We start from the raw sequence: 24,368 nt of genomic DNA on the forward strand, positions 1-24,368 counted from the left end.
AATTTCTCATAAAGCAATAGGTATAATATTACTTCTTTATATTCACAAAACCAACAGGTTGAAGTAAGGTTTCCATTTTACCAATATGTATGCCTTCTTGAGGACCGAAAGATTTTGAAGTAACACCTTCTGTACCTTTTGGTAAATCATATGATTCCCCAACAGAAGCCGAACCATAACCAAGGTCTCTCATGGATCCTGCAGTGATACGACTTAAAGGATTTTCACCTAAGTTTAGGAATCCAGTCATCAATTCATTGTTTAAGGTATCTTCGTCCCAGTGACCAAAAGCTGTACCTGGGCCAAAATCACCTTCAATTGGTAATAAACCAGTACCTCCTTCCGCATTCCAGAATACATTTGCTTTTTTACCCGCAAAGAAAGGATCATCAACACTCCCTTGTAGTAACGTTCTATTAAAATTAGGTTCTACATTCCATAGCGTACCCACACCTAAAACATGACCCATTTCATGAACAATAACTTCCTCGAACAAGTCTAATTCCTCGAGAAAGTCAAGGTCGTCAACATCAAAAAACATAATGCCAGATAAAGTTAGAAAATCATCAGTACGTACAAATCGTGGTCCGGCTTGACCAAGTATTCCACCTGGCCCATCAATTGGAGCCAATGCCACTTCAATAATAATATCATCAACCGTTCCCTCGTCTACTAATGGCGGGAAACCTTCAAAAGCTGAAGGCAGCGTACCTGTAAACGATGGCTCATCTTTAATAATGATACGTTCCCACCGTGCCGCAGCAGCTTCAAAAACTTCAACTTGTCTAAGTGTTGGTGGTAAAAGATAACTAAGCGTAATATTAAAACGCCCACGGTCTACTCCGGCGGCCTCTGTTGTTTTTAATGCATCTGTACCTAAATCATTGATGATTATAGGATCTACAGATGGAGTCTTAAGGGCAATAGTTTGGTTTTGCGAATCAGCAACCGCTTGTGTTTCTATTGGTAATTCTTCCTGTGAACAGGATGATAGAAACAATCCGCTAAAAACTAATGCGCAACTAACTAGTTGCAGGGAACTTTTGAAAGTGTTCTTCATAATAAATTTAAGTGTTAGTGGTTAAAAATACTTTTGTAACAACCCGAAACGGTTGCTGTTAAATTTAACACAATAAGTAAGCAATTACAATAATTATTTAACATTTAATTAAATAATGTTGCTTGATGAGCATTCCATTTATATTAACCTCCCTCCTATCTTCGGTTTGTTAATCGCTATTTATTAATTGCTTATTAGGTGTTGTATCAGGTATTCAAGGTTTCCTACCAGCGCGCTTTCCCAATAGTTACAACAAAGCTTTTTTCATCCCTTCTTCAATATTTTTGAAAATATAGTTCCAAGAAGATTTCGTTTTATCTCTTTGGACATCAACAGATATCTCTTTAAACGTTTGATTCCCGTTTTTGGAGTTGCTGGACACAAAAATATTTACCAAGGCAGATAGCAGCTTCTTCTTTTCACGGGTATCCGGTTTTAATAGAAAAATACCAACATCGTTAAACTTACACTTTAAATCCATGGTCGAGGTTTCGCCATTGCCATAAATACTAAAATACACATCTTCCATAATCCCCTCCAGACGAGTATCTGCGTAGGGTTGTGTAAAGGGATTAAGCTCACTTAGGGCCAACCCATGCAATTCTCCTTTAAACGTAAAATCATCATTGGTATCCAACACCTTAAACCTCCAAATTGCTTCAAAAGGGGCACTGCCCATAAACAGGGTTGTAATATGGATTTTTGTATCATCTTCATACGTATTGCCTAAACGTGTTATGTCTACGTTCATATTTTTCAACGAAAGTAGCCCTCCGTCATTACCAGTCTTTGACTTTTCTACATAGGTAAATAAGGCGTCATTTATGCCAAGGCTATCTACTTGGATATTGATGGGAGAATCTCTTAATAGTTTACTATACATCGGTTTTTCACTATAGCTATCGGGCAGTAGTTTGTTACGATAGATCGCTATTTCCGGTTCTACGATAGTTATTTTTTGAGCTGAAAAAGAAATGAGATCTTCCTCGCCTACACTGTTTAATCCCAATTCGTGAAATTGGACGGAATCTATGGCTATGGTATAATGGTCTTTTTCTTGGGCGATATCCGCATCAAATTCTGTTCTGGAAAGTGTTGTAGCATACGTTATACCAGATAGATACGTATAGTGGTGATCTCCATTGACTTGGGCGATATTTAAATTCTCATAGGGAGAGATTTTTATAAAAATGGAATCTGATTGTACAGCATAGTCTTCTCCGATAAATGGTATAGATTGTGCAATAGTCCTATCCGATATTTCAATATCCAATACATCCAAATTAAAATTTTTAAGCGAAAGTAAGAGCGAATCTGTTTCACCATCTGTTATCGTTACCTGACCTTCTTTGAGGACCAAGTCTTTCAATTTAATGGCCAAACCTAATTTCTTTCCGGCACTATTGGTGTCTAAATCTGTGCTGTCCAATAAAGCCGTTTTAAATTGGGCAATGGGTTTATTTAACGAAATGGACTCTATATCTAAATTACCGGAAAAGAGTAACTTAAGATAATGAATATCGTTGATATTGAAACTCTCTAAGGTCATATCGCCAACGAAACCAATGTTGGCTTCTTGGCTTAGTTGTACCATGGGATTTTTAAAACTGGCCGATCCCTCAAAAATTTCCAAGCTTATTTTGTCATGGCTAATATGAATACCATGTATTTCTTGGGCCCTCAACAACTCATTTAATCTAAATTTTAAGACTTGTCTAATGGCTATATAGAAGAATGCAACAACAGCGAGGAAAATCAAAATGGTCCTTAACCTTCTATTCATGAATGGGATGGAATTACGTAATGTTCCTTTAAATATAGCTAAATATTATATCGCTATTCCTTGTGGATACCAAAGAATTAGAGAACTCTTTAAAATCATCAAAACACGACTATTAAAAAGTAGCATTAGGAAACCCGTTTCGCGTATCGTATGATACTCTCCTACTCCTCGTACAATTAATAAGTGTTTTCTCCTTTCATTCCTGTAGTAAAACTAGGACCTCGTGAACCTCCTACATTAGTCTTACATTTAGACGTTAAAAACCCTAATTACGTTAGCCCTTATATTTGTACCATGAAAAAAACCATTTGGACAGAACGATTATATGATTATCTGAACAATGAAGAAGATGCACGCTCATGTGACGACATAAGTGAAGATGCCTGCAGGGATTCCCCAAGAAACTATTTTTTAATTATGCTCAGCAATATATTCACGAAACTTGGTGACACGTTGAGCAACCCTAAGACGGTTTTGAGCTGGGTAATGAGCTATGTAAATGCTCCTGTCTACATGATAAGTTTTATCGTACCCATTCGTGAATCTGGCTCCATGCTGCCCCAAATACTGATTGCAAGCTATATTAGAACTAAAGAAAAACGGAAATGGGTCTATATTATAGGCAGTGTGTTACAATGCTTGAGCATCATGGCTATAGGTCTGGTAACACTACATACTACGGGTGTTACGGCAGGATGGTTGATCATGCTTTTTTTAGTGCTATTTAGTCTATCGCGTGGTTTGTGCTCCGTTGCCTCTAAGGATGTATTGGGAAAAACGATTGCTAAAAAGAAAAGGGGGAAATTGAAAGGATACACCGTTTCCGTATCGGGGGTTTTAGTTTTGATAGCTGGCCTCTATTTGATGTATGCATCTAAAAATGGCGCGGATGTCACCTTTTATAGTTATACTATTTTCTTTGCGGGTAGCATGTGGTTAATTTCGGCCATCATCTATGCCTTTATCAAGGAATTTCCAGGAGAAACTTCTGGGGGTAAAAACGGATGGAAAGAAGTGAAGGAACGCATAGGTATCGTTGGGAGCGATACTAATTTCAGAAACTTTATCATCGCCAGATCCTTATTGTTATGTTCTGCACTTACGGCGCCATTTTATGTGCTGCTCGCACAAACCTATTTGGGAAAAGAAGGGTATTTACTTGGATTGTTCATTTTAGCGAACGGGCTTGCGGCCATTATTAGTGCCCCTATCTGGGGCAGGATGGCGGATGTCTCCAGTAAAACGGTCATGGTTATTGCCGCGAGCATTGCGGCGATGCTGGGCATTATCATGTTCCTGTTAATCGCATACGTTCCTACCTTACGTACGGAATTCTGGTTATATCCCACCGCTTTTTTTTTATTAGGTATTGCACATAGCGGTGTGCGCTTGGGCCGTAAAACGTATATCGTTGATATGGCCAGTGGCAACAAACGAACGGATTATGTTTCCGTAAGTAATACCATTATCGGATTTATTCTATTGATTACCGGAGGAATAAGTGCCCTGGCTTCCCTAATCTCAACGGAAGGAGTAATTTTGGTCCTATCCCTATTCGGAATTTTCGGCGCCTATCGTAGTTACCTATTACCCAATGTCGAATAAAGAATCGAACGAGTTAAAACTAGTCGCTAAGTGAATTCGTCAATCTCTAATTAACTTTTAGAAATTCATATAGCATCCAAATCGGCCTAAAGGTCATTTATAATGGACGTTAGGCCCTACAATTACACTTTTTTTCAAATATCCCATTTGAAGAATTCAAAAAACGCCTTATCAAAGTGAACATTCGAATATTCACTTATATTTTTTTTAAAAAATAGGTTGTAATCCAGTACCCAACCAAGCTTGTAAATATTGGGTATTTCTTTGAGTTCGGATAACGTATCAGTTTCCCTGTTTTTCTAAATTTGTATTATATATTTAAGCTAACCCCCAGTAGCTGAATAGACGGTTAGCTAGGCATACGGTTTTTTTTTAAGAGATGTACGCCAGGGTGTCGATTTGGGAGGTGTTCCTTCTTCTATTCATAGAAATCAAGCACACACAAAATAGCCGTAGACCAACCGGATACCTGCTTTCACAACATTTATTTGAGTGAAGCCCCATCAGGGCTTAATTTGGTTGCCGTTAATGGATATACCCATGAACTATCGTACTTATTTTGGAAAAAATAAAGGACTACGCAAAAAGGTTGGGTCTTTTTTTGCCGGTTTGTTCTTATTTGGCCTAGGTTTAGCTCAAGCACAACAAACCTATGGGGATACCTTTGCTACGCGGGAATATGATCGTAATGACGGTACAACAAATTGGGCTACCGATTGGATAGAGAGCGGGGATACGAACAATGGTCCAACCGCTGAATACATACAAATACAAGGAGGTGAATTATACATGTATTGGTTGTGGGCAGAAGATATTCGACGTACGGCAGATTTAACCGGAGCGACATCGGCAACCTTAAGTTTTGATTATACATCCAGTAGTTTAGGCGGAACCCGACAACTAGGGGTTTATCTTTCAAATGATGGTGGTGCTAGTTTCGTGCCAATCGCCACACTTTCGGGAAATGGAAGTTTTTCTCAGGATATCTCAGCATATATAGCAGCAAACACGGTCATCCGATTTGCAAAATCCAATGCCAATTGGAATTCCGATGATAACGCCTTCATTGATAATGTACTGTTATCCGCCGTCGTACCTGTACCCCTAGCGGATACAGATGGTGATGGTATTCCGGATATAACCGATTTAGATAATGATAATGATGGTATTCTGGATAAGGATGAGTGTGCGTTCATCCCTACGGTAACACAAAGTTTTACATCCTCTGGTGGCACCACGATAACAAACACTGCCGCTAATGGTAGAGGGAATCTAATAATTGATTTTATCAGTATTGATAACTCCTTTAATTTAACCATCAACGGAACAGATATTGCGACGGAATTTCAATTTCAACCAGGTGCACCTGGCAATTTTGCACGGTTTGATACCGGATTTACCTATGGTCAAAATGGAGTACCACAATTATGGTCCATCACCGGAACAGCCGCCAACCCAATATTACGTGTTTTTATTGATGCCGATGGAAACTTGGAGCTCTTTGGGGCCCAATCATCTGGTGGAACTTTGGTAACATTGACTTTAGATACTCCACCAACAACGGTGCCTTGGAATCCAACAGGAAATAATACCATAAGTATCGGTCAATTTGTTACAGGACCAACCAATATGAACGGGGAGCTACGTTTTAGTGAGGAATGTGATACCGATTTGGATGGTATTCTCAATCGCTTTGATCTTGATAGTGATAACGATGGTATTTATGATGCCGTAGAAGCGGGTCATGGCCAAACCCATACCAATGGTATTCTGCTTGGCGCCGTAGGCACAGATGGTGTTCCCAATAGTGTTCAAACTAATCCGAATAGCAAGGCGGTAAATTATGTGCTTCAAGATTCGGATGGAGACACCATATCCGATACTACTGAACTGGATAGTGATAATGATGGGTGTACGGATGTTTTAGAAGCAGGATATACCCAGAGTGGCACGGTCACAGGTGAACTCCAAGGAACTGGTTACAACAGCAATAATGGCCTCGTAACGGGTAATGATGATGGGTATACCCTTCCAAACAATTTAAACGGTGATGGTACCTTTGATTTTCAACAGGGAATTATTCCTGCGATTACAGGAGAGCCTACCACGGCAACCATTTGTACGAGTTGTACGGGAAACCTCTCTGTAGTGGCAACCGATACGGATACCTATCAATGGCAAATTTTTGATGGTTCCGTCTGGTCCAATGTAATAGCGTCATCTATCTATAGCGGTACAACGAGCAGTACTTTGGTTATCACGAATCCACCTGTGGGTATCAGTGGTACTCAATTTAGAGTTTTGGCCTCCAATACCGCCAATATATGTACCGAACGAATTTCAAACACAGCTATATTAAACGTTAATGTACCCACTATAATTACCAACAGGCGCATTACGTATAGAATAAACAAAAATTAGCGAAGGCTATTGTTAGATAAGGTAGAGCGAGGGCTCCATTACTATATCTAATAAACTGGATGTTATTTTTTATGCCTGAGCACTGCTACAACACCACACCCTTGTCCAACCAACGTTGCAACAGGATATCGTTTTGTGAAATGGCAACTAGATGAAAGGTAGTAAAACGTTTAAAAACCCGAGATTCTTGAAGTGGTTCCATACAGACCGAGACTGGAGCTAGGTAATTGGAATGAATCAGCAATAGTCTGCCTTCACGTTTTAACAGATAGCCTACATGACCGGCATCAAAACCTATAAAATAAAGCCCTTCTTCTGTTAACCGATCTATCTCTTCAAAAGCTTTTTCAGGTGTATCCTGTGTGACCTTGTTAATTGCAGTACCGCAACTGATCATTTTGGCCTCATCTACAGGAGATTTTTGTGCAAGTCTATACCGGTTAAGGTTCACACCCATATCGCGTAACGTGGTAGATATGAAGTATCCACATGCAATTTTGCCTTCGTTCGGTATCGCCGTATGGCCGCCAAAGCTCCAAGGAGTACCGTACCAGTGTGGTATAATCTTGTCTACGAGTTGATTGGTAAAAGCTAATTTAACTTGGTCAAAAGAGGTGGTACCTAACCGAAGTCCTTCTTTCAATCGCAACCGAAGTTGGTTCGCATCTAACTTGGTATTGGCATAAGAGGCTGCTATACTGTCCGAATCTGTTATCACACGAATCGGATTACCGATTTTAAAATTATCGTTTGGCTTTGTAGAAAAAGAATCTTCGATAACAGCGCTAAATTCCACCTTCTTTTCTAAACTGCTGGGCAGTTCGGAAACAAAACTTAAAGAAAGTAGTACCGAGAAAAATAGCATAGGTAATTGTAATTAACAAAAGTCGTTCGTTACTTTGGTAACGTAGCATTTACTAAGAAATTATAGTACTACTGTTAAAATACGCTTCGTTATGGTACGTGTGTATTAAACACTCAGGTTTACGCCCCACCAAACTTCATAATCGCCTGGTATTAATGGCCTATAGCTCTGAAAGCCTTGATCCGCTATTTGGAGACCAACGATAGCGTTTTTTTCATCACGTAGGTACCTTATAAAAATGAATGAATGTCCGTAAGGATCTAATTTTTTTACATTAGTCCCACGTACTACCTCTTCATAATCGTCTTTAAAACGCCACACTTGCATCAGCGCACCCGGTCTTAATTCACCGCTCCAAATTTCTGATGTACCTACCAGCGTGCCCATACCGGCATACGCAATAGCACCTGCATTTCCCTTGCCCCTATAAATTTCAGGAAGGCTTCGCCATCTCCTATGTTTTTCCGAAGCGGAAATGTAAAGCAAGTCAAATACCTGTTTAGGCGTATTAAATTTAGAAGCCATAGAATCTGGTAAATCTTGATAGGGTGAATGGCCATGAACCTTTAGGTATGCACGTTCAAAACGTCTTTTACTTACAGAAAGGCAATGACCTTCCGGTTCCTTGTTTTCACTTTTTAAGTAGGTTTCTACCATGGTATTCGCTACGGGACTACTGTTCGGGAAAACAGTCTCTAATATTACTTTTGATGGTACCGTAGCTGCGGTAAGTTGCGCCAATGAATCTTCACTGTTGACTAGGGCCGGTGCTTTTAATTCTGGTTGTAGGCTAATATATCCGTGATCATCAATTCCATACCTATTTCCGGGTGTTTGCGAATTGCCAGCACTAGTTTGCGCTAGAGCAGTATGCGTATCGGATCTTAAAGAAGTCGGTTGCTCTTTGGTTGATTTGGTCGTGGCACAGCCTAACAATAATAGTGGTATGACGAGTATACTAGCGTAGTATATCCTTACTTTTTTTACTATTATTCTTAAGAGAAAACTCCTCATGGATTGAACTTCAATTTACTTTATTCAATTACTATAGTGCACGCTAGGATTTAGGGTCCTCTCTTTTCATCACTCTAACAATACAGCTTTAAAGATACTACAATTTGCGAGGTATTTTTCAGCTGTATTGGTATCAAAAATAATGGCAAAGAGAAGCGAAAGTGTATGCACAAGCGTAAGTTTTTAAAGACCTAAAATACGCTTGAATAAGCGTATCTCACATCGGTAAAATTTTAAAAGGATTGCTTTGAAGCTTTTTTCTTTAGATGCTTTGTTCATGATAGTTTAAGGTTTTGTTTCCCTATAGGTATACAAACTCTATAAAGAATCACAAAAAACATAATAAAAATTTTCAGAAAACTGTTTTGTATGTTGATTGTATCCCTAAATATGGGGTATTAATCCTAGTTCATTTGGTCCACATGCATCATATAAGTGGCAATGGTTTTCAACTCCTCATCGGAGATGTTTTGTAAAAATCCATCGATATTCGCCTGCATAATAGCAACTTGACTAGCGGTCGTATCCACGATTGGCTTGGTCTGGCCTTTTAAAAAAGCGACAATATCCCCATGTTGCTCCGCATAGACTCTCATGATTTTCTTAACTGAAGGGCCAATTTTTTCGGTATTGATATCGTGGCAGGTAATACACGTTTTTTCTGAAAACAATCGGTTCCCAAGAAAAATTTGTGAGTCTTTGCTCAACTCGGCACGCTTGGGTACTACATGTTCTATAGTTTTTTTTGATTTCTTATCCGTATTACAGCTAAGTGTGATAAGAATCAATATTAGAAGTGTGATGCGGCACATACGTTCAACTATTGGTGACGAGCTATAAATATAGTGAATAATTGCCGGTGTTTAAGCGGTACGTACAACCCCTGATGTTTGATTGGTTTACATGAATGTTTTGGTAACCTTACCTTGGAAACAACTCATCGTACAGACGTTGAAAAACAGGTGCTAACCTTCTTTAATGCGATTGGACACAAAACTTCAAAAGTGAATCGCTCTTTTATTTTTCATCCTAAAAAACGTACCTTACCATCTGCTATGCACGCATAACAATAGCCCTAAAACGAACTGACAAATGACCAAGTATCCACATATTTTCGAGCCCTTGGATTTGGGCTTTACTACGCTTAAAAATAGAATCATTATGGGTTCTATGCACACAGGTCTGGAAGAGAAGAAAAATGGATTGGAAAAAATAGCTGCCTATTATGCCGAACGCGCCAAAGGTGGCGTTGGTTTAATCGTATCCGGGGGAATTTCGCCTAACATACAAGGTTGGACTGCTCCATTTTCTGCACGAATGAGTACTAAAAAACATGCAAAACACCATAAAGTTATTACAGATGCCGTACATGCAGCAGGTGGCAAAATATGTATGCAAATTTTGCACGCAGGTCGCTATGGCTATCATCCTTTTGCGGTGGCACCATCGGCCATTAAATCGCCCATAACTCCATTTAAACCTTTTAAGCTGAAACCATCGGGGATCAAGCGTACCATTCGCGATTTTGTAAACTCGGCTACCTTAGCGAAAGCTGCCGGTTATGATGGTGTGGAAATTATGGGCTCGGAAGGCTATTTAATCAATCAGTTTATTGCGGAAAAAACAAACAAACGGACCGACGATTACGGCGGTAGTTATGAGAATAGAATGCGTTTGCCCATTACTTTAGTGAAGCAGACACGTGATGCCGTGGGAAGCGACTTTATCATCATTTACCGTTTGTCCATGTTGGATTTGGTAGAAAAAGGAAGCACATGGCAGGAAGTGGTTTCTTTGGGCAAAGAAATTGAAAAAGCAGGTGCCACCATCATCAATACAGGAATCGGTTGGCACGAAGCACGCATCCCCACCATAGCGACTTCGGTACCGCGAGGGGCATTTACCTGGGTGACTAAAAAAATGAAAGAAGAACTATCAATTCCCTTAGTAACTTCCAATAGAATAAATATGCCGGAAACCGCGGAACAGGTCTTGGCGGAAGGTCACGCAGACCTAATTTCTATGGCACGGCCTTTTTTAGCGGATTCAGAATGGGTGAACAAAGCCAACGTAAACAAAGCAGATGAGATAAACACCTGTATAGGCTGTAACCAAGCCTGTTTAGACCATGTTTTTAAACAAAAAGTGGCTAGCTGTTTAGTAAACCCCAGAGCTTGTCATGAAACGGAACTCAATTACCTACCAACAGAGAATAAGAAGAAAATAGCTGTTGTAGGTGCGGGCCCTGCTGGTTTAGCTGCTTCCACCATTGCGGCACAGCGAGGACATGAGGTTACGCTTTTTGATGCAGATACTGAAATTGGAGGACAGTTTAATATGGCGAAGCAAATACCTGGGAAAGAGGAATTTTATGAAACCATACGCTACTTCAACAAGCAACTGGAATTACATCAAGTCACGCTTAAACTAAATGTTCATGTAACAGCTGATACACTACAAAACGGAAACTTTGACGAGATTATCCTAGCAACAGGAATACGGCCAAGAACGCTAAAGATGGAAGGTATTGATCATCCCAAAGTGTTAAGTTATATTGATGTGATAAAGCTGAAGAAACCGGTAGGTAAGCGGGTTGCCGTAATTGGTGCCGGAGGAATTGGTTTTGACGTATCGGAATACTTGGCGCACGAAGGGGAAAGTACGGCATTGAATATTGATGCGTGGTTAACCGAATGGGGAATTGATAAAACATTGGAAGCTAGAAGCGGTATTGAAGGTATTACAGCACAAGTGCATCCATCGCCACGAGAATTGTTTATGTTCAAGCGCAGTAAGGGCAAGTTTGGAGGTAACCTAGGCAAAACTACGGGTTGGATTCATCGGTCTACATTAAAGAAAAAAAACGTACAGTTCATCAACGAAGTACACTACACAAAAATTGATGATGACGGGTTACATTATGTACAAAACGAGGAACATAAACTGCTTCCAGTGGATAACGTCATTATTTGCGCTGGCCAAGTACCGTTAAATGACTTAGCAGGACCATTGGAAGCGAATGGTATAAAAGTACACGTAATAGGTGGCGCAGCCGTAGCGGCAGAGTTGGATGCTAAACGTGCTATAAATCAAGCGTGTAGATTGGCGGCAACAATTTAAGCAACTCCTACTATGTATAAAATATAAACTATGACCATACCTAAACTGCATTATATCTGTCAGGGAAATTCACCCAAAGCGCTATTGGAAAATATACAGAAAGCATGTACTTCTGGGATAGAATTAGTGCAGCTAGAACTACAACTAAACTCCAACTAACAAAAGTTAAAGATAGCGCAAGAAGCAAGAGAAATCACTGGACATTTTCAAACAAGATTACTTATTGCCAATGATTATAAGCTAGCCATAGCCATAAAAGCGGATGGTGTTCATATAGCGGATGGCACCTCCCCTACCATCTTGAGAAAAGAGCTATACTCGTGGCAAATGCTCGGCGGTACGGCAAACAATATTCAGGATTGCGTACGTTTAATCGATAAAGAGATAGATTACATTCGATTGGGTCCTTTCCGGTCTAATGCAAGTGATATATCTAGAATTCCGGGTATCGGATTAAATGGATACACAGTAATAGCCGAAGCGTTGCATACCAAAACCCCGTTATTTGGAGTTGGAGGAATTGTTACTGCCGATGTTGATGCTATTTTAGAAACGGGTATATCGGGTATTGCCGTTTCAGAGGCCATTACCCAAAATTTCGAAAGCATACGAACGTTTCATCGGTTACTAAATGCATCTGCCACTGCAGAACAACGGCATACCTTTGAGTAAAGATTAGTTCTAATAAAAAACTGTACAAAAACACCTAAACTCCTGAGCTTAAAAGCGGTATAAATATCGTCTTTAAATTGTGAATATCTATTCCATATATTAGCTTCCTACGCTACGAAAGCATCCTATATTTGCCATCCTTAAAAGAAAAAGATATGAGTGCAACGTGGTATGAGTGTAAGGTAAAATATAGAAAATTAGATGAAGCATCTGGAGTTGCAAAAATGAAGACCGAACCTTTTTTGGTCGATGCAATAAGCTATACCGAGGCCGAAACCAAAATTACCGAAGAAATGGCGGCCTATTTGAGCGACAGCGATGAAATTACGATTACGAACATTAAAGTAGCAAATTACGCTGAAATACATCCGTTCGAAAATTCGGATAGGTGGTTTAAATCTCGGGTATCGTTAATTGCCTTTGATGAGGAGAGCGGAAAAGAGCGTAAAACCAATCAATACCTTTTGGTACAGGCAAATGATGTAAAGGAAGCCTTTGACAATACCGATAGCGTAATGAAAGATACTTTGGGAGACTATACGATTCCTGCAATTTCTGAATCCCCCATCATGGATGTCTTCCCTTATTTCTCTGGTGACGAAAACGAAATGGAACGTGTGAAAAAGTTCACTGAACTAAAAGATTCGTTACCCGCAACTAAGGTAATGGATGAAGCATTGGAGCTGGCAGATGTATTTGCTACCGAGGAAGAATAACAACTGCTTAATTCAAATGAAAACATCATAAAGAAAAGCGACTGTTTACAATTTTGTAAGCCGCCGCTTTTTAGTTTGTAAAAACGAGATGTGCCGCACTAAAATTTGAATTTATACGCCTTTTTTTTAGTTTGCTACATCTCTAGTGTATCGCTTCAGCTAAAATAGAAGATTACTATCCATTACTGCTTCCTTGATTTTGAATTATTCCCAAATGATTTATCTGGATATGCTGGAGGTGCCGGGACCTCGCGCGGGTCTTCTTTGATTAACTTTTGAAGGTGTTTAATGGCAGCATCAAGTTGTGCATCTTGTCCGTTAAAGGTAGCATGTGGCAAGTTATCGACTTCGATATCCGGAACAAAACCATGACCTTCGATCAACCATTCACCGTTATCACCGTAAACACCCATCATAGGAGCTCTTGCAAGACCGTTGTCACTTAGCCTATTACCCCCGTGCAGCCAAATCTCACCGCCCCACGTCCGCGTTCCGATCGTAGTTCCCAAACCGAGTTTCTTAAACCCATCGGCAAAGGCTTCTCCATCTGAATATGTATTTTCATTTACCAATACTACGATATGACCTCTAAAAGCATAAGGCATATTCCAATACGGCTCCCCTGCCCTAGCCTTCCAATACATCCAAGCTTTTCTTAGCAGTTTTTCTAGGATAAAACTGTCAATATTCCCACCACGGTTAAATCGCACATCCACAATTAATCCCGATTTATTAAACACGGGATAGAACTCGCGATAGAACTGACTGATATCGTTATTACCCATTGCCCGAAGGTGTAGGTACCCTATTTCATCTTCCCCTTTTTCCTCTACTTCCAATCGCTTGCCATATTCCCAATCGCTGTAACGAAGGTTCAACGAACCGGCAATTGGGGTAACGATAATATCGCGGGACACCGCTTCTCTCATTATCGTTAAACGCACTTGCTTACCCACTTGATTTCTAATAAGTGCTCCAATGTCTACAGCGGACAAAGCGGGTACACCATTGATATTGGTAATAATATCGCCAATACGCACATCCAGATATGGGTCGTCCAAGGGAGATTTACCATCAGGATAGTCGGGATCTACCTTATAAATATAATCTATGCGATACCCATCGTTTTCCTCATTACGGCTGAATTCGCCACCTAAACTGGCAACGGTGATATTTTTATCGTCACTTCGGGTGTCACCTCCTCGCACACTGGTGTGCAGTGCCGATAGTTCTCCAACAAAACGGCCAATAAGGTCTGATAATTCATCACGCGTTGTGACCCGGTCCACTAGCGGCAAGTACTTGGCATGCATAGCATCCCAATCTACCCCATGCATGTTTTTATCATAAAAATAGTCACGCTCCATGCGCCATGCATCTGTAAAAATCTGTTTCCAGTCTTCCTTAGGCGTTATGGCAAAACGCCATCCACTTACATCAATCTTATGTTTTGAAATGTCTTTTAGCTCACTCGTACCAGCATCTACCATGTACATGTTTTTTTGTTTTAAAACCAACAGTTTTTCTCCATTACCGGTTAACTCATAGCTGTCAATATCGTTAATCATAGTACTGAGTTCTGCATCCTCATTTCCTATTTTTAGTACAGCTAAATGACTTTTGGCGTTACCCCCCGTTTCGCTCGAAACAAGATATATCGCTTTCCCATTTACCTCTAATTGACTGTAGTTCCCAGCTTTTATGGGCACTTCTGTAATGCGCTCTTTGATTCCGTTTTGATCAATAGTTACGATTACTGTTTTTTCATTAGTGCCGGCTTCATCTTTTTTACCCTTTTTCTTGGTCGTATCCTCCGTTTTCTTTTCTTTCGAAGCGGCATTAAGTTCGTCTGCCTCCCTGAATGGAGATCTGGTTCCTTTTTGAAGTGCAATATGATATAGCTTTTCGCTCGCGTCAAAATAGGGCTCCGGTTGCCGTGGGCCCCATGGACTGCCAACCAAAGATGTGAAGCTTCTATCGGAAAGGAAATAAATAAACTTTCCATCTGGACTCCACCTAGGACTTGTACTGTTTGCCCTATCCGTAGTAAGGTCGAATGAATTTCCAGAATCTGTATTATAAATCTTGATTTGAGCCATAGTATTGGCGGCCGTCTGAACAAAGGCCAACCATTTGGAGTCAGGAGACCATTCGTATTCCGAAATACCTTCTTGGTTGGTTGATATTTTTTTACTGACCCCAGTATTGACATCAAGCGTGAACATATTGTTTTCTAGGTCGGAATAGGCAATCCAGCGGCCATCTGGGGAAGGTATTCCTTTAAACCTAAGCAGGTTACCGTCCTTACTGATTTGTTTCTCATTACCCATCCCGTTAGATGGCATGCTGATGAATTCAAATTCACCAGTCTCATCGGATAAGGTATAAATATCCTTTGCATCAGCTGAAAAAACGGCATCCCTAAACCGAACGTCTTTCTTTTCCGTGAACGATATAAACCGACCGGCTTTTGTTGGCGCCACAAAGACTCGACCCCTAGAGGTTATGACGACATGTTCCCCCTTGGCATCTGGCTGGACGGAAGTAACGTATTGCATTGGATTGTCGTCCCATTTTTCCCTGCGTTGATCCAAATCCGATACCAAATGAATGTTAATTTTATTCGCTTTGTTTGACGCAATGTTGTAGTGCCAAAGGTCTGCCCCCATTTGATATACCAGATTTTCATTTGAAATATTGGCATACCGCACATCAAACTCGGTATGGGTCGTATGTTGTTTGAGGTCTCCTCCAGCATCATCCATGGACCAAATGTTCATGGTGCCATCCCTATCGGATATGAAATAGACTCTTCCGTTAGACCACATGGGATGATGGCTTTCTCCTGTATAATCATTGGTAAGCTTTATGGCCTCTGCTGTACCTTTCGTGAATTTGTATAGCTGCCTAGCGGTACCGCCCTTATATCTTTTGGTCACGTTATTATGATAGGCCGGTCTTACGAAATATAGGGTATTACCTGTAGTATCGAAGGAGGCTTCACTTGCCTGGGCTAGCGCAATTCTCGACTTATCTTTCGTTTCTAAATCTATTGTGACCAATTGGTTATCGGGAACCTTGTTATACGCTCGTGTTTGATAAACGACTTTACCATCTGGTGTCCATGTAGTTACAACGGAAGCATCGGCTTCATACGTCCAACGAACGGGCAAGCCACCATTCACCGGCATGGTGTAAACTTCGGTTGGTCCTTCGTAACTCGCAGAGAACGCAATTTGAGTTCCATCTGGTGAAAACGAAGCGAAACGCTCTTCTTCTTGATGGGATGTAAGGCGCTGTGCCAAGCCTCCTTGCAGGGGTACTGTCCATAAATCTCCTTCGGCAGAAAACACGAGTGTGTTCTTATGAATATCCGGGAATCTATAATATCCTTCAAAACCTTGGCAAAAAACAAGGGAAGAGATAAAAATGGAAATAAGAAGCGAAAGGACGGTTTTAGATACGGTTGTCGTACACATTGGTATTGGATTTTGATGAACAATAAATAAATAGCCTAAATGTAATCAACAAAACTTTAATAGAACCGCATGCCTATTATTTAATGCTGTTGTAACTTTGTAGCTATGGCTATGGCTATGGCAAAGAAACATTATCATTATAAAGCATATAAACCTTTTGGTGTGTTGAGTCAGTTTACCTCTGGTGAAGAAAGACAATTGCGAAAAAAAAGATTTTTATCGGAATTGTATCCGTTTACAGAAGGTACTATGCCAATTGGCCGCTTAGATGAAAAATCGGAAGGTTTGCTGCTCTTAACGACCGACGGTAAGCTCAGTGATGAAATTAACAGCAGCGGAATAGAAAAAGAGTATTATGCACAATTGGATGGCGTTATTACTGCAGATGCTTTAAAAGAGTTAAGAAAAGGTGTTACTATTGGGGTTCTAGGAAATACCTACACAACAAAATCATGTTTGTCGGAAACAATAGTACCACCAGATTTTTTACCAGCGGCACATCGGAAACTGCGCATTGGTGTTCATAGGCCTACGTCTTGGATTTCCATTACCATTACCGAGGGAAAGTTTCGTCAAATACGTAAAATGACGGCTTCAGTTGGCTTTCCCACGGTAAGGCTTATTCGTGTACGCATAGGGGAGATTGGCTTAGATGGCCTACAGGAAGGTGCTGTATTGCCTTTGACCGAAGCCTTGGTTTAAGCTTTAGGTTTTGCAGAAGAAAACCTAGAGAAAAGGGTTAATTTTTTCTTTGTATTGATAAAATAGACACCGGTAAGTAATATCAGCGCAGCAATGGCGGACTGTATTGTAATCTCTTCCTTTAGAAAGTACCAACCTAACAGCATGGCTATAATTGGGTTCACATAAGAAGAAGTCGCTACCTTTTCAGGAGAAACGACACGTAGTAGGTAATTAAATGAAGTAAAGGCAACGATACTACCGAATATAATTAATAGAAACATAGACCATTGTACCGGTGTACTCCATGCTAAAGGAGAAACCCATTGCTCGCCTAGAAGCAAACTGATTAAAAATAGTAAGATACCGCCGGTAAACATTTGATATCCGGTATTTACAAAGTAGTTGACCGGTAAGTCTGCGGTACCAACAAACAAGCTGCCATAGGCCCAACTTAACATACAGGCAAAAATGAGTGCCATTCCGAGCAAGGCACCTTCTTGGTTGATAATCTGTTTTTGGCTTACCAAAAGGAAAATACCAATAAACCCCAATCCGATTCCTACTAAGGACATCGGCTGTATTCTTTTACCTTGAAGTATTCGCATTAAAAGTAGCACAACCAAAGGCTGTGCGGAGACTTCGAGTGCGGCAAAACCACTATCTACATATTTTAAGGCCCAAACAATAACACCATTACCGAAGGTTAGGAAAAGGAAACCGGCAATACTAGTGTTTATGAGTTGTGTTTTTGTAATTTTCAACGAACGACCGGAGAGTTTGGCAATAACAAAAATCAGGAGGCCCGCTACTACAAAGCGCGTGCCTGCCAACATAAATGCCGGGAGTTCCGTGACCGCTATTTTATTGAGAAGGTACGTTGCTCCCCAGATAACATAAATCGCAAAAAAGGCCAATACGATAAGAAGTGTGTTTCGTTTGGCCATATACTTATGAGGCGTTAACTAGTAACTACTATTCAATTTTTTTAACACGAACGGCATTCATACCTTTCATTCCTCGTTCCAACTCGTAAGAAACCTTGTCGTTTTCGAAAATTTCGTCTATTAGTCCGCTTACATGAACGAAATATTTCTCATTATTTTCCGAATCGATAATAAAACCAAATCCTTTAGAAGAATCAAAGAAAGATACTTTCCCGTTTCTTACAGGATCAAACTCCTCTACATCTCCTTCTTCTTTCTTAGGAATGCCTAATACAATATCCTCTGCTTCGATCTCTACCTTCATGGACGGGTCTGGTGGCGTATCTACTAGATTTCCATTGAAATCTACATAGGCCATGGGAATTCCCGAGGTTCCATTTTCTTTTGCTTCTGCCTTTCTGGCAAGCATTTTCTTTCTCTTTTCCTCACGTTTCTTTAAACGCTTTTTTTCTTTTTCTGTTTTGTTAAATGTTTGTTGCGATTTTGCCATTCGTATTTTTAAATTTTTAAATATCCTTTGTTAGAAGAGAAAATGAAGTAAACCGCTGCCTGTAGATAATGACAAATAAATAGTTACATCTATACTATTTGGAAATCCTTAAGGTCATTGCAAGATTGTTCTGCATCCCTTTTTAACGGTAACAAAGATACATTATGTATTTGAATTTTGAGGTATAATTAGCGCTAAGTATAACTTATACTACTAAATGTTTAAAGTACTTGTTCTAGTAAAAAAACATACATTGAGCTATCCTACAGCAAGCTGTCGCTATTTTTTCGAAATAAAATTGTCGGAAGTAACAAAGGTAAGTCGCAGGTAAGTGAAATAGTGAACACGGAGTCGCTTGTATAGCGTGCTAGTAAGAAATCATAAAACCCTTAAAATCAAATTAGTAATTGAAACGATTAGATAGGGTTGTTTACCAAAGTATAATTAGGTGTTATTGAAACGGTAAGCTGTATCTCTAGATAAGCTACAGCAACTTTTGTCAGCATATCCCATAAAAAGAACGGTAATCAAGTACAGCGGAAGATGGAAGTACTATGAAGAGAGCCTCACTACCCAACACCCAAAGACATTAGTTCCGTTGTCTTTTTAGAATGTGTTAACGCGTATGACAACTTAAACCGAAGTAGTATGCTTAGTATATATGATTAAGTATTTAAACAAAAAAAAGGGATAGTACCGCTTTGGAACTATCCCTTTATTATCAACCATTATAAATGGAGTTTATATGCTTAGGAGCTTTAAGTAGCACGTAGAATGGCTCTTCTCAATGCCCCTTGGTTTAATCTCTTAAAGACACTTCTGCCTTGGCTCCGTTAGGGTAGGTAATCGTTGCCATATCGTCACAAGTTCCGTCTCCGAAATCTATGGTAACCGCCAAACCGTTTTTATCCAAACCTAATAGTCCCTTGGCTACGTAGGCACAGCCTACATTGGTCTGTAATTCATTGATTACGTTTATCGTATATACATCGCTTCCAGCATTTAAATTCCAATTACCGGAAAGGGTTATTGCGATATCCTCTATGTTCTCTCCAACCGTAAAACCGAAAACACGCTCTCCATTTTCTGAGACATTAGTGCCGTCTGCAAGTACCAGATTCATATCACTGGTAACCGTATACGAAAGAGCATTTTCAGCTGTATCGCTTAACAATAGAATGGTCCTTGTACCGTTCAAAACAGCTTCATTTACGTAAAAATTAGTGTAGGCAACGGAGTAAGATGCACTTTCGGAGTCAAAGTCGTAAGTAACAACCAAGCTTCCGTCAACATTATTGGTTCCGTTTAAAATGCAGTTGTTGAAGGTTACGCTAAACCCGGTATCCGTATATTCAGCAACATAACAATCGTTTGCTAGATTATTCTTGCCAGCTGCGCCATTATTCAAAAAAAGTTCGGATAGCACTTGATCTGCGGCACCGGAAAGCTGGTCTGATTCTAAAACCAATTGAACTTCTTGAGCAGTTAGCATTTCGGTATCAAGCATTGTATCCTTATCGGATTCATCGGTACTACAACCTACAGCAAGAGATGCAATAAGGAGTATCATACTAGTATTTTTAACTATAGCTAAAACATTCTTCATATCTATTATAATTTGATTACTAGCTTTTTAACGCAGAATAAAACACTTTAGTGTACGTTTAAAGCTTAGGTTAGCTTATTTCCTTCTATTTTGATTTGATTATAATCGTATACGATTTAGTACATTTGTTATATGGGTAAAAAATTAAATTTACGCGACCAGGTACGAAATTATCTCTTAAAAGAAATGACAACGGGTACGCTAGACCTTGGAAAAACGATAAACTTGGCTGCTTTATCTAGGGAGTTAAATGTCAGTGTTACACCAATTCGAGAGGCCTTGGCACAATTACAACAGGCACGCATTATTAAGGCAGTACCCAATCGTGGTTTTATTATCGCTGAATTAGATGTAAAAGAAGCCGAAGACCTTTATGATCTAGTTGCTAGTTTAGAGGTGATGGCCATTGAAAACAGCGAATTTAACGACGCAGATATTATCAATTTAAAAGCCCAACAAGAGGTATTTGAAAATGCCGCTGACGCGATTACGCGAATACAGGCCGATATGGAATTTCATAGGCTATTGACTAAAGGTTTTGAAAATGAGTTGGCACTTCAGTTATTGCACGACTTAAAAACAAGAGTGTTCTTTTACGAACGTGCTTTTATGCAAGACGATTTTTTCTATAATAAATCGGATAATCAACACGAAGCCATTATTTCGGCCATAGCAGATGATAATGTTCCTACGGCTTCCCTCCTACTCAAAATGAATTGGATGCTCATATTAAACTATATTCAGAAGAAGCTTACCGAGTAGTTATCGTCAAGGCTACTTCAAATCCTCCAATAGTAAAGCAGCAGAATCTGTTATTTTCCTATAACTTCTATAACCCCATCTGCAGAAGAACAACATCACTACAAACACTATAGAAAAAGCTATCCATTTTTGTGGATTTAAAGGTATCAAGAACAAGTCTTTATCCTTAAAGATTTTAAGAGTAATAGGGATGATTAAAAACATCATAAAAAGTGATAGCGCAATACCAATTTGTTGCAAGCCTAGTAATCGAGATCTCAACTTGGTATATTTTATTAAATTCTCTTTATAGGTTCCTTTCAAAATATCCAAGTTTTGTATTTTTTTTAAACTTGAAAGAACGAGTATGGGCAGGGCAATTAAAATTGCTAAAGTAGCAACACCACACGCCTGAAGGTACCATGTATCTAGCTTATTGAAATGAAGCAGGATATATAGGGCCGCACCAAAACAAACAACCGCACCCACTTTTTCATAACTACTGATCTTTTTAAACTTATTTTTGTACCTAGTACGTGTCATCTCCATTATAATACTTTCCGTAAGTTTTTTTTGTGTCTTGAGCTCCTTGTCCATTTGGGTCCAAGCTAGTTGAAGTTCTTCTAAATCCATATGCTACGGTTTTACAATGTTCTTTTTTAATTTCGTTTTAATACGCGATATCCTAGTTCCGACGTTAGAGGCTGACAATCCAGTTATCTCTGCTATTTCACTATATCTTTTACCCTCTAAAAGTAAAAGCATTAGCCCTTTTTCTAATTGATTCAAATTTTGAATATAGGTGTGTAACAGCGCCAGGCGCTCTTCGTAAATAGGATCATCGGTAGTGGCACCGAATACTAGTCCTTCTGATACCAAACTTGTAGTAGCAATTCTTTTTGACCTTTTTAAATGGGTAATGGCCGTATTCATACCTACACGGTACATCCAAGTGGTAATTTTTGATTCCCCTTTGAAGGAGTCAAAACACTTCCAAAGCTGATACACAATTTCTTGAAAGAGATCTTCTCTATCCGGTATTGTATTGGTATACACCGAAGCTACCTTCGTAAGTAAGCCTTGATGCTCTTGTATAAGTTTTGTGAATTCGGTCTCCCTGGCCATTTAGTGCTTTGGTTTTTTATATTGGTATCCATATCTCCTTAAAAATCACATCAACTTTAAATTCTTATACGAATTAATATACAACATGTTAAGGTATAGGCCGTTATACAGCTAAAATTTCGTAGCATGCAATACTTAAATCTTGAAATTGAGGCATTGACCAAAAGAAAAAAGACTCCTTCCTTGGTAAAACCAGAAAACTCCTGCGGTATATTTCAGGACGTAGAGAAGTTGGTAAATGCCAAGTTGAATCGCAACGAAGACCTCTAACCACAATTATTCGAATAGCGAGGCATCGAGTCCGGGAACGATTTTTAGGGCGTTCTTATAATAAACCTTTTTGAGCACCTCATCCGGTAAGTCAAGGCCGTACATGGCCCAAAAAGCATGGTATTTTTTATAATATGGGAAATACTCATCATTACTTTCCAATACTCTAAAGTAGGTCGGGAATTCTTCAGGCTTCCAGCTATCCTTACCAAATAGGATACGATCTTGATATTTTACAAAAAATGCTCTCGCATTTTGTGGCTGTCTTCCCAATTCTGCAATAACTGCGGCAATGCCCACGTACATATTAGGCATTTCATCCAGAAGCTCACCCAACTTCCCTAGGTTATTCGCGTACCAACCCATATGTGCATTAATAAAGTTGGTGTTTGGGTGCCTTTTGAACATTGTATGCTGTTCCTCTATAATTTGCTCCCAAGGGGCTGGATCTGTAGCAGACCTTTTTCTTCTCGGTCGTGTCTTTAGCTCCAACCATCGTTCGTTTTTACTATCCATATCGTCCCAAAACGATTTTGGGTCGGCTGCATGTATCAGAACCGGAATACCCAATGCTCCGCATTTAGCCCAAATTGGATCTAAACGCTTGTCATCAATAGCCACCCTATTCCCATTTATATCGGTATAACGAAGTCCTAGACTCTTAAATATTTTAAGCCCCTTCGCACCATTCTTTACATCCTCTTCTAATTGCTTAGCTGCCTTTTCGCCCCAATCAGCTGTTCCTACACCTTCAAAATCGACATTGGCAAATACTGCAAAACGGTTCGGGAAACTTTTCGCTATGTTTTCTACTTTTTCTTTTAAACTTGTCCCAGAACCGCCGCTCAGGTTTACCATAATACCCTCGTTAAGTGCATCCATATCGGAAAGCAAACTCGTTAGTTTTGCTACGGACATGTCGCGTTGATGGCTATGAATATCTATAAAGCGAAACTTTGCCTGCTTTATCTCTTTTCCAGGGACTACCAGGGTTGAGGTAGGATTATACTGCTCAAAACTCATTTCTTGACTTAAAACCGATGGTACTGCCATGCTACTGATTATAAGAAAAAGGATACTGGACTTCATTACACTGTTACGGTTCATTCTTGACTTTTATTATGCTGTTCGTATACTCGTTTATAGGTTTCTGGGGTGTCAATATCCACTATCTGATCCCCCGCATCTAGAGCAAGTACTAGTTCCTTGTATTTAGACATCATGTACTTTGCTCCATGGTCTTCCTTCAAATGTATCAATTCTTGTGCTATTTCTGTTTTAAAAATAGCAGGAACCCCAAATTTATTTGGGTAACGTGTAGCTACAATAGGGACATTATTCGAAGTGAACACACGTATCAATTCCTTATAATAACTACTGGTTAGTAAAGGTTGATCTGCCAGACAGATTACTATACCATCAATGGCATGCTCTTGCTTTAAGATCGCATCAATTCCGCAAGCGATACTGCTCCCAAGACCCATTTGCCACGCTTCGTTTTTAATAAGTGTAACAGGATACGATTCGAGTTTTAACCGTTTCTGTATTAACGCTGAATTGGCACCTAGTACCATAAACACCTTTTCTTTTTGAATATCAAGTATAGTGTTAAGGGCATGTAACAATAAGGTAGTCCCTTTCCACGGTAATAACTGTTTAATTGCCTTCATGCGTGAGGATTGCCCTGCAGCCAGTAGTATAATGGCTATATTTCCCTTAGTATTGAATGCTGATTTTTCCATTTATTTTAAAGTAACCCCATAGTTGAAATCA

22 protein-coding genes are annotated in these 24,368 nt (G+C 39.6%); 9 read left to right on the forward strand and 13 right to left on the reverse strand.

The genetic code is table 11. The annotated features are described in order from the left end of the window. Positions 1–28: 28 nt before the first annotated feature. Both MS6x_RS19165 and MS6x_RS19170 read right to left on the reverse strand, forming a co-directional pair. Positions 29–1,060, reverse strand: coding sequence for a M8 family metallopeptidase (locus MS6x_RS19165; RefSeq protein WP_482604408.1), 1,032 nt, complete (start codon positions 1,058–1,060; stop codon positions 29–31). Positions 1,061–1,307: 247 nt separating this feature from the next. Continuing rightward, positions 1,308–2,843, reverse strand: coding sequence for an AsmA family protein (locus MS6x_RS19170; protein ID WP_482604410.1), 1,536 nt, complete (start codon positions 2,841–2,843; stop codon positions 1,308–1,310). Between the two features lie 294 nt (positions 2,844–3,137). Here MS6x_RS19170 and MS6x_RS19175 point away from each other — a divergent pair, with 294 nt between their 5' ends. Continuing rightward, positions 3,138–4,448: an MFS transporter gene (locus tag MS6x_RS19175; RefSeq protein WP_482604412.1), complete on the forward strand. Its 1,311-nt coding sequence runs from the start codon at positions 3,138–3,140 to the stop codon at positions 4,446–4,448. Between the two features lie 540 nt (positions 4,449–4,988). Further along, positions 4,989–6,869 (forward strand): hypothetical protein, encoded by a 1,881-nt coding sequence (locus MS6x_RS19180; protein ID WP_482604414.1) that lies wholly within the window; start codon positions 4,989–4,991, stop codon positions 6,867–6,869. Between the two features lie 85 nt (positions 6,870–6,954). On the opposite strand, the gene MS6x_RS19185 is transcribed toward MS6x_RS19180, so the two are convergent. From MS6x_RS19185 to MS6x_RS19195, 3 genes are all read right to left on the reverse strand, one after another. Continuing rightward, positions 6,955–7,734, reverse strand: a complete 780-nt coding sequence (locus tag MS6x_RS19185; protein WP_482604416.1) for a hypothetical protein — start codon at positions 7,732–7,734, stop codon at positions 6,955–6,957. Between the two features lie 105 nt (positions 7,735–7,839). After that, the gene (locus MS6x_RS19190; RefSeq protein ID WP_482604418.1) at positions 7,840–8,748 is read right to left on the reverse strand and encodes a hypothetical protein; all 909 of its coding nucleotides are present in this window, start codon (positions 8,746–8,748) and stop codon (positions 7,840–7,842) included. 404 nt (positions 8,749–9,152) lie between these two features. Further along, positions 9,153–9,560: a c-type cytochrome gene (locus MS6x_RS19195; protein WP_482604420.1), complete on the reverse strand. Its 408-nt coding sequence runs from the start codon at positions 9,558–9,560 to the stop codon at positions 9,153–9,155. 280 nt (positions 9,561–9,840) lie between these two features. Between MS6x_RS19195 and MS6x_RS19200 the strand changes: the two genes are divergently transcribed. From MS6x_RS19200 to MS6x_RS19215, 4 genes are all read left to right on the forward strand, one after another. Beyond that, a complete protein-coding gene (locus MS6x_RS19200; RefSeq protein WP_482604422.1) occupies positions 9,841–11,868 on the forward strand; it encodes an oxidoreductase in 2,028 nt (675 codons plus the stop codon). Between the two features lie 30 nt (positions 11,869–11,898). After that, positions 11,899–12,027 carry a hypothetical protein gene (locus MS6x_RS19205; RefSeq protein WP_482604424.1) on the forward strand — a complete coding sequence of 43 codons (129 nt, stop codon included), beginning with the start codon at positions 11,899–11,901 and terminating at the stop codon, positions 12,025–12,027. 12 nt (positions 12,028–12,039) lie between these two features. After that, the gene (locus MS6x_RS19210; protein ID WP_482607195.1) at positions 12,040–12,540 is read left to right on the forward strand and encodes a thiamine phosphate synthase; all 501 of its coding nucleotides are present in this window, start codon (positions 12,040–12,042) and stop codon (positions 12,538–12,540) included. A gap of 155 nt (positions 12,541–12,695) precedes the next feature. Next, entirely contained in the window at positions 12,696–13,256 is a 561-nt protein-coding gene (locus MS6x_RS19215) for a DUF4494 domain-containing protein (protein WP_482604426.1), read from the forward strand. A gap of 182 nt (positions 13,257–13,438) precedes the next feature. On the opposite strand, the gene MS6x_RS19220 is transcribed toward MS6x_RS19215, so the two are convergent. Then, complete coding sequence (locus MS6x_RS19220; protein ID WP_482604427.1) at positions 13,439–16,735, reverse strand: S41 family peptidase; 3,297 nt, start codon at positions 16,733–16,735, stop codon at positions 13,439–13,441. A 117-nt stretch (positions 16,736–16,852) separates the two neighbouring features. Between MS6x_RS19220 and MS6x_RS19225 the strand changes: the two genes are divergently transcribed. Further along, positions 16,853–17,437 carry a pseudouridine synthase gene (locus tag MS6x_RS19225; protein WP_482604428.1) on the forward strand — a complete coding sequence of 195 codons (585 nt, stop codon included), beginning with the start codon at positions 16,853–16,855 and terminating at the stop codon, positions 17,435–17,437. Here the strand turns inward: MS6x_RS19225 and MS6x_RS19230 are convergent. The 3 genes from MS6x_RS19230 to MS6x_RS19240 all read right to left on the reverse strand — a co-directional run bounded on the left by MS6x_RS19230 (position 17,434) and on the right by MS6x_RS19240 (position 20,423). Beyond that, positions 17,434–18,363: an EamA family transporter gene (locus MS6x_RS19230; RefSeq protein ID WP_482604430.1), complete on the reverse strand. Its 930-nt coding sequence runs from the start codon at positions 18,361–18,363 to the stop codon at positions 17,434–17,436. The two genes, MS6x_RS19225 and MS6x_RS19230, sit on opposite strands and share 4 nt — an antisense overlap. A 28-nt stretch (positions 18,364–18,391) precedes the next feature. Further along, positions 18,392–18,853, reverse strand: a complete 462-nt coding sequence (locus tag MS6x_RS19235; protein WP_482604432.1) for a cold-shock protein — start codon at positions 18,851–18,853, stop codon at positions 18,392–18,394. A gap of 799 nt (positions 18,854–19,652) precedes the next feature. Next, positions 19,653–20,423, reverse strand: coding sequence for a hypothetical protein (locus MS6x_RS19240; protein WP_482604434.1), 771 nt, complete (start codon positions 20,421–20,423; stop codon positions 19,653–19,655). A gap of 168 nt (positions 20,424–20,591) precedes the next feature. On the opposite strand from MS6x_RS19240, the gene MS6x_RS19245 reads away from it, so the two are divergent. After that, on the forward strand, positions 20,592–21,221 hold the full coding sequence (locus tag MS6x_RS19245; protein WP_482604435.1) for a GntR family transcriptional regulator: 630 nt from the start codon (positions 20,592–20,594) through the stop codon (positions 21,219–21,221). A 12-nt stretch (positions 21,222–21,233) separates the two neighbouring features. Here the strand turns inward: MS6x_RS19245 and MS6x_RS19250 are convergent, their stop codons facing one another. Then, positions 21,234–21,833 carry a hypothetical protein gene (locus MS6x_RS19250; RefSeq protein ID WP_482604437.1) on the reverse strand — a complete coding sequence of 200 codons (600 nt, stop codon included), beginning with the start codon at positions 21,831–21,833 and terminating at the stop codon, positions 21,234–21,236. Between the two features lie 3 nt (positions 21,834–21,836). Continuing rightward, positions 21,837–22,325 carry an RNA polymerase sigma factor gene (locus tag MS6x_RS19255; protein WP_482604438.1) on the reverse strand — a complete coding sequence of 163 codons (489 nt, stop codon included), beginning with the start codon at positions 22,323–22,325 and terminating at the stop codon, positions 21,837–21,839. Between the two features lie 126 nt (positions 22,326–22,451). Between MS6x_RS19255 and MS6x_RS19260 the strand changes: the two genes are divergently transcribed. Beyond that, entirely contained in the window at positions 22,452–22,595 is a 144-nt protein-coding gene (locus MS6x_RS19260; protein WP_482604439.1) for a hypothetical protein, read from the forward strand. Between the two features lie 6 nt (positions 22,596–22,601). On the opposite strand, the gene MS6x_RS19265 is transcribed toward MS6x_RS19260, so the two are convergent. Further along, a complete protein-coding gene (locus MS6x_RS19265; RefSeq protein ID WP_482604441.1) occupies positions 22,602–23,702 on the reverse strand; it encodes an amidohydrolase family protein in 1,101 nt (366 codons plus the stop codon). Continuing rightward, entirely contained in the window at positions 23,699–24,337 is a 639-nt protein-coding gene (locus tag MS6x_RS19270) for a nucleotidyltransferase family protein (protein ID WP_482604443.1), read from the reverse strand. The genes MS6x_RS19265 and MS6x_RS19270 overlap by 4 nt, the downstream gene beginning before the upstream one ends. Between the last annotated feature and the right edge of the window lie 31 nt (positions 24,338–24,368).

Source organism: Maribacter sp. MS6, assembly GCF_056839185.1.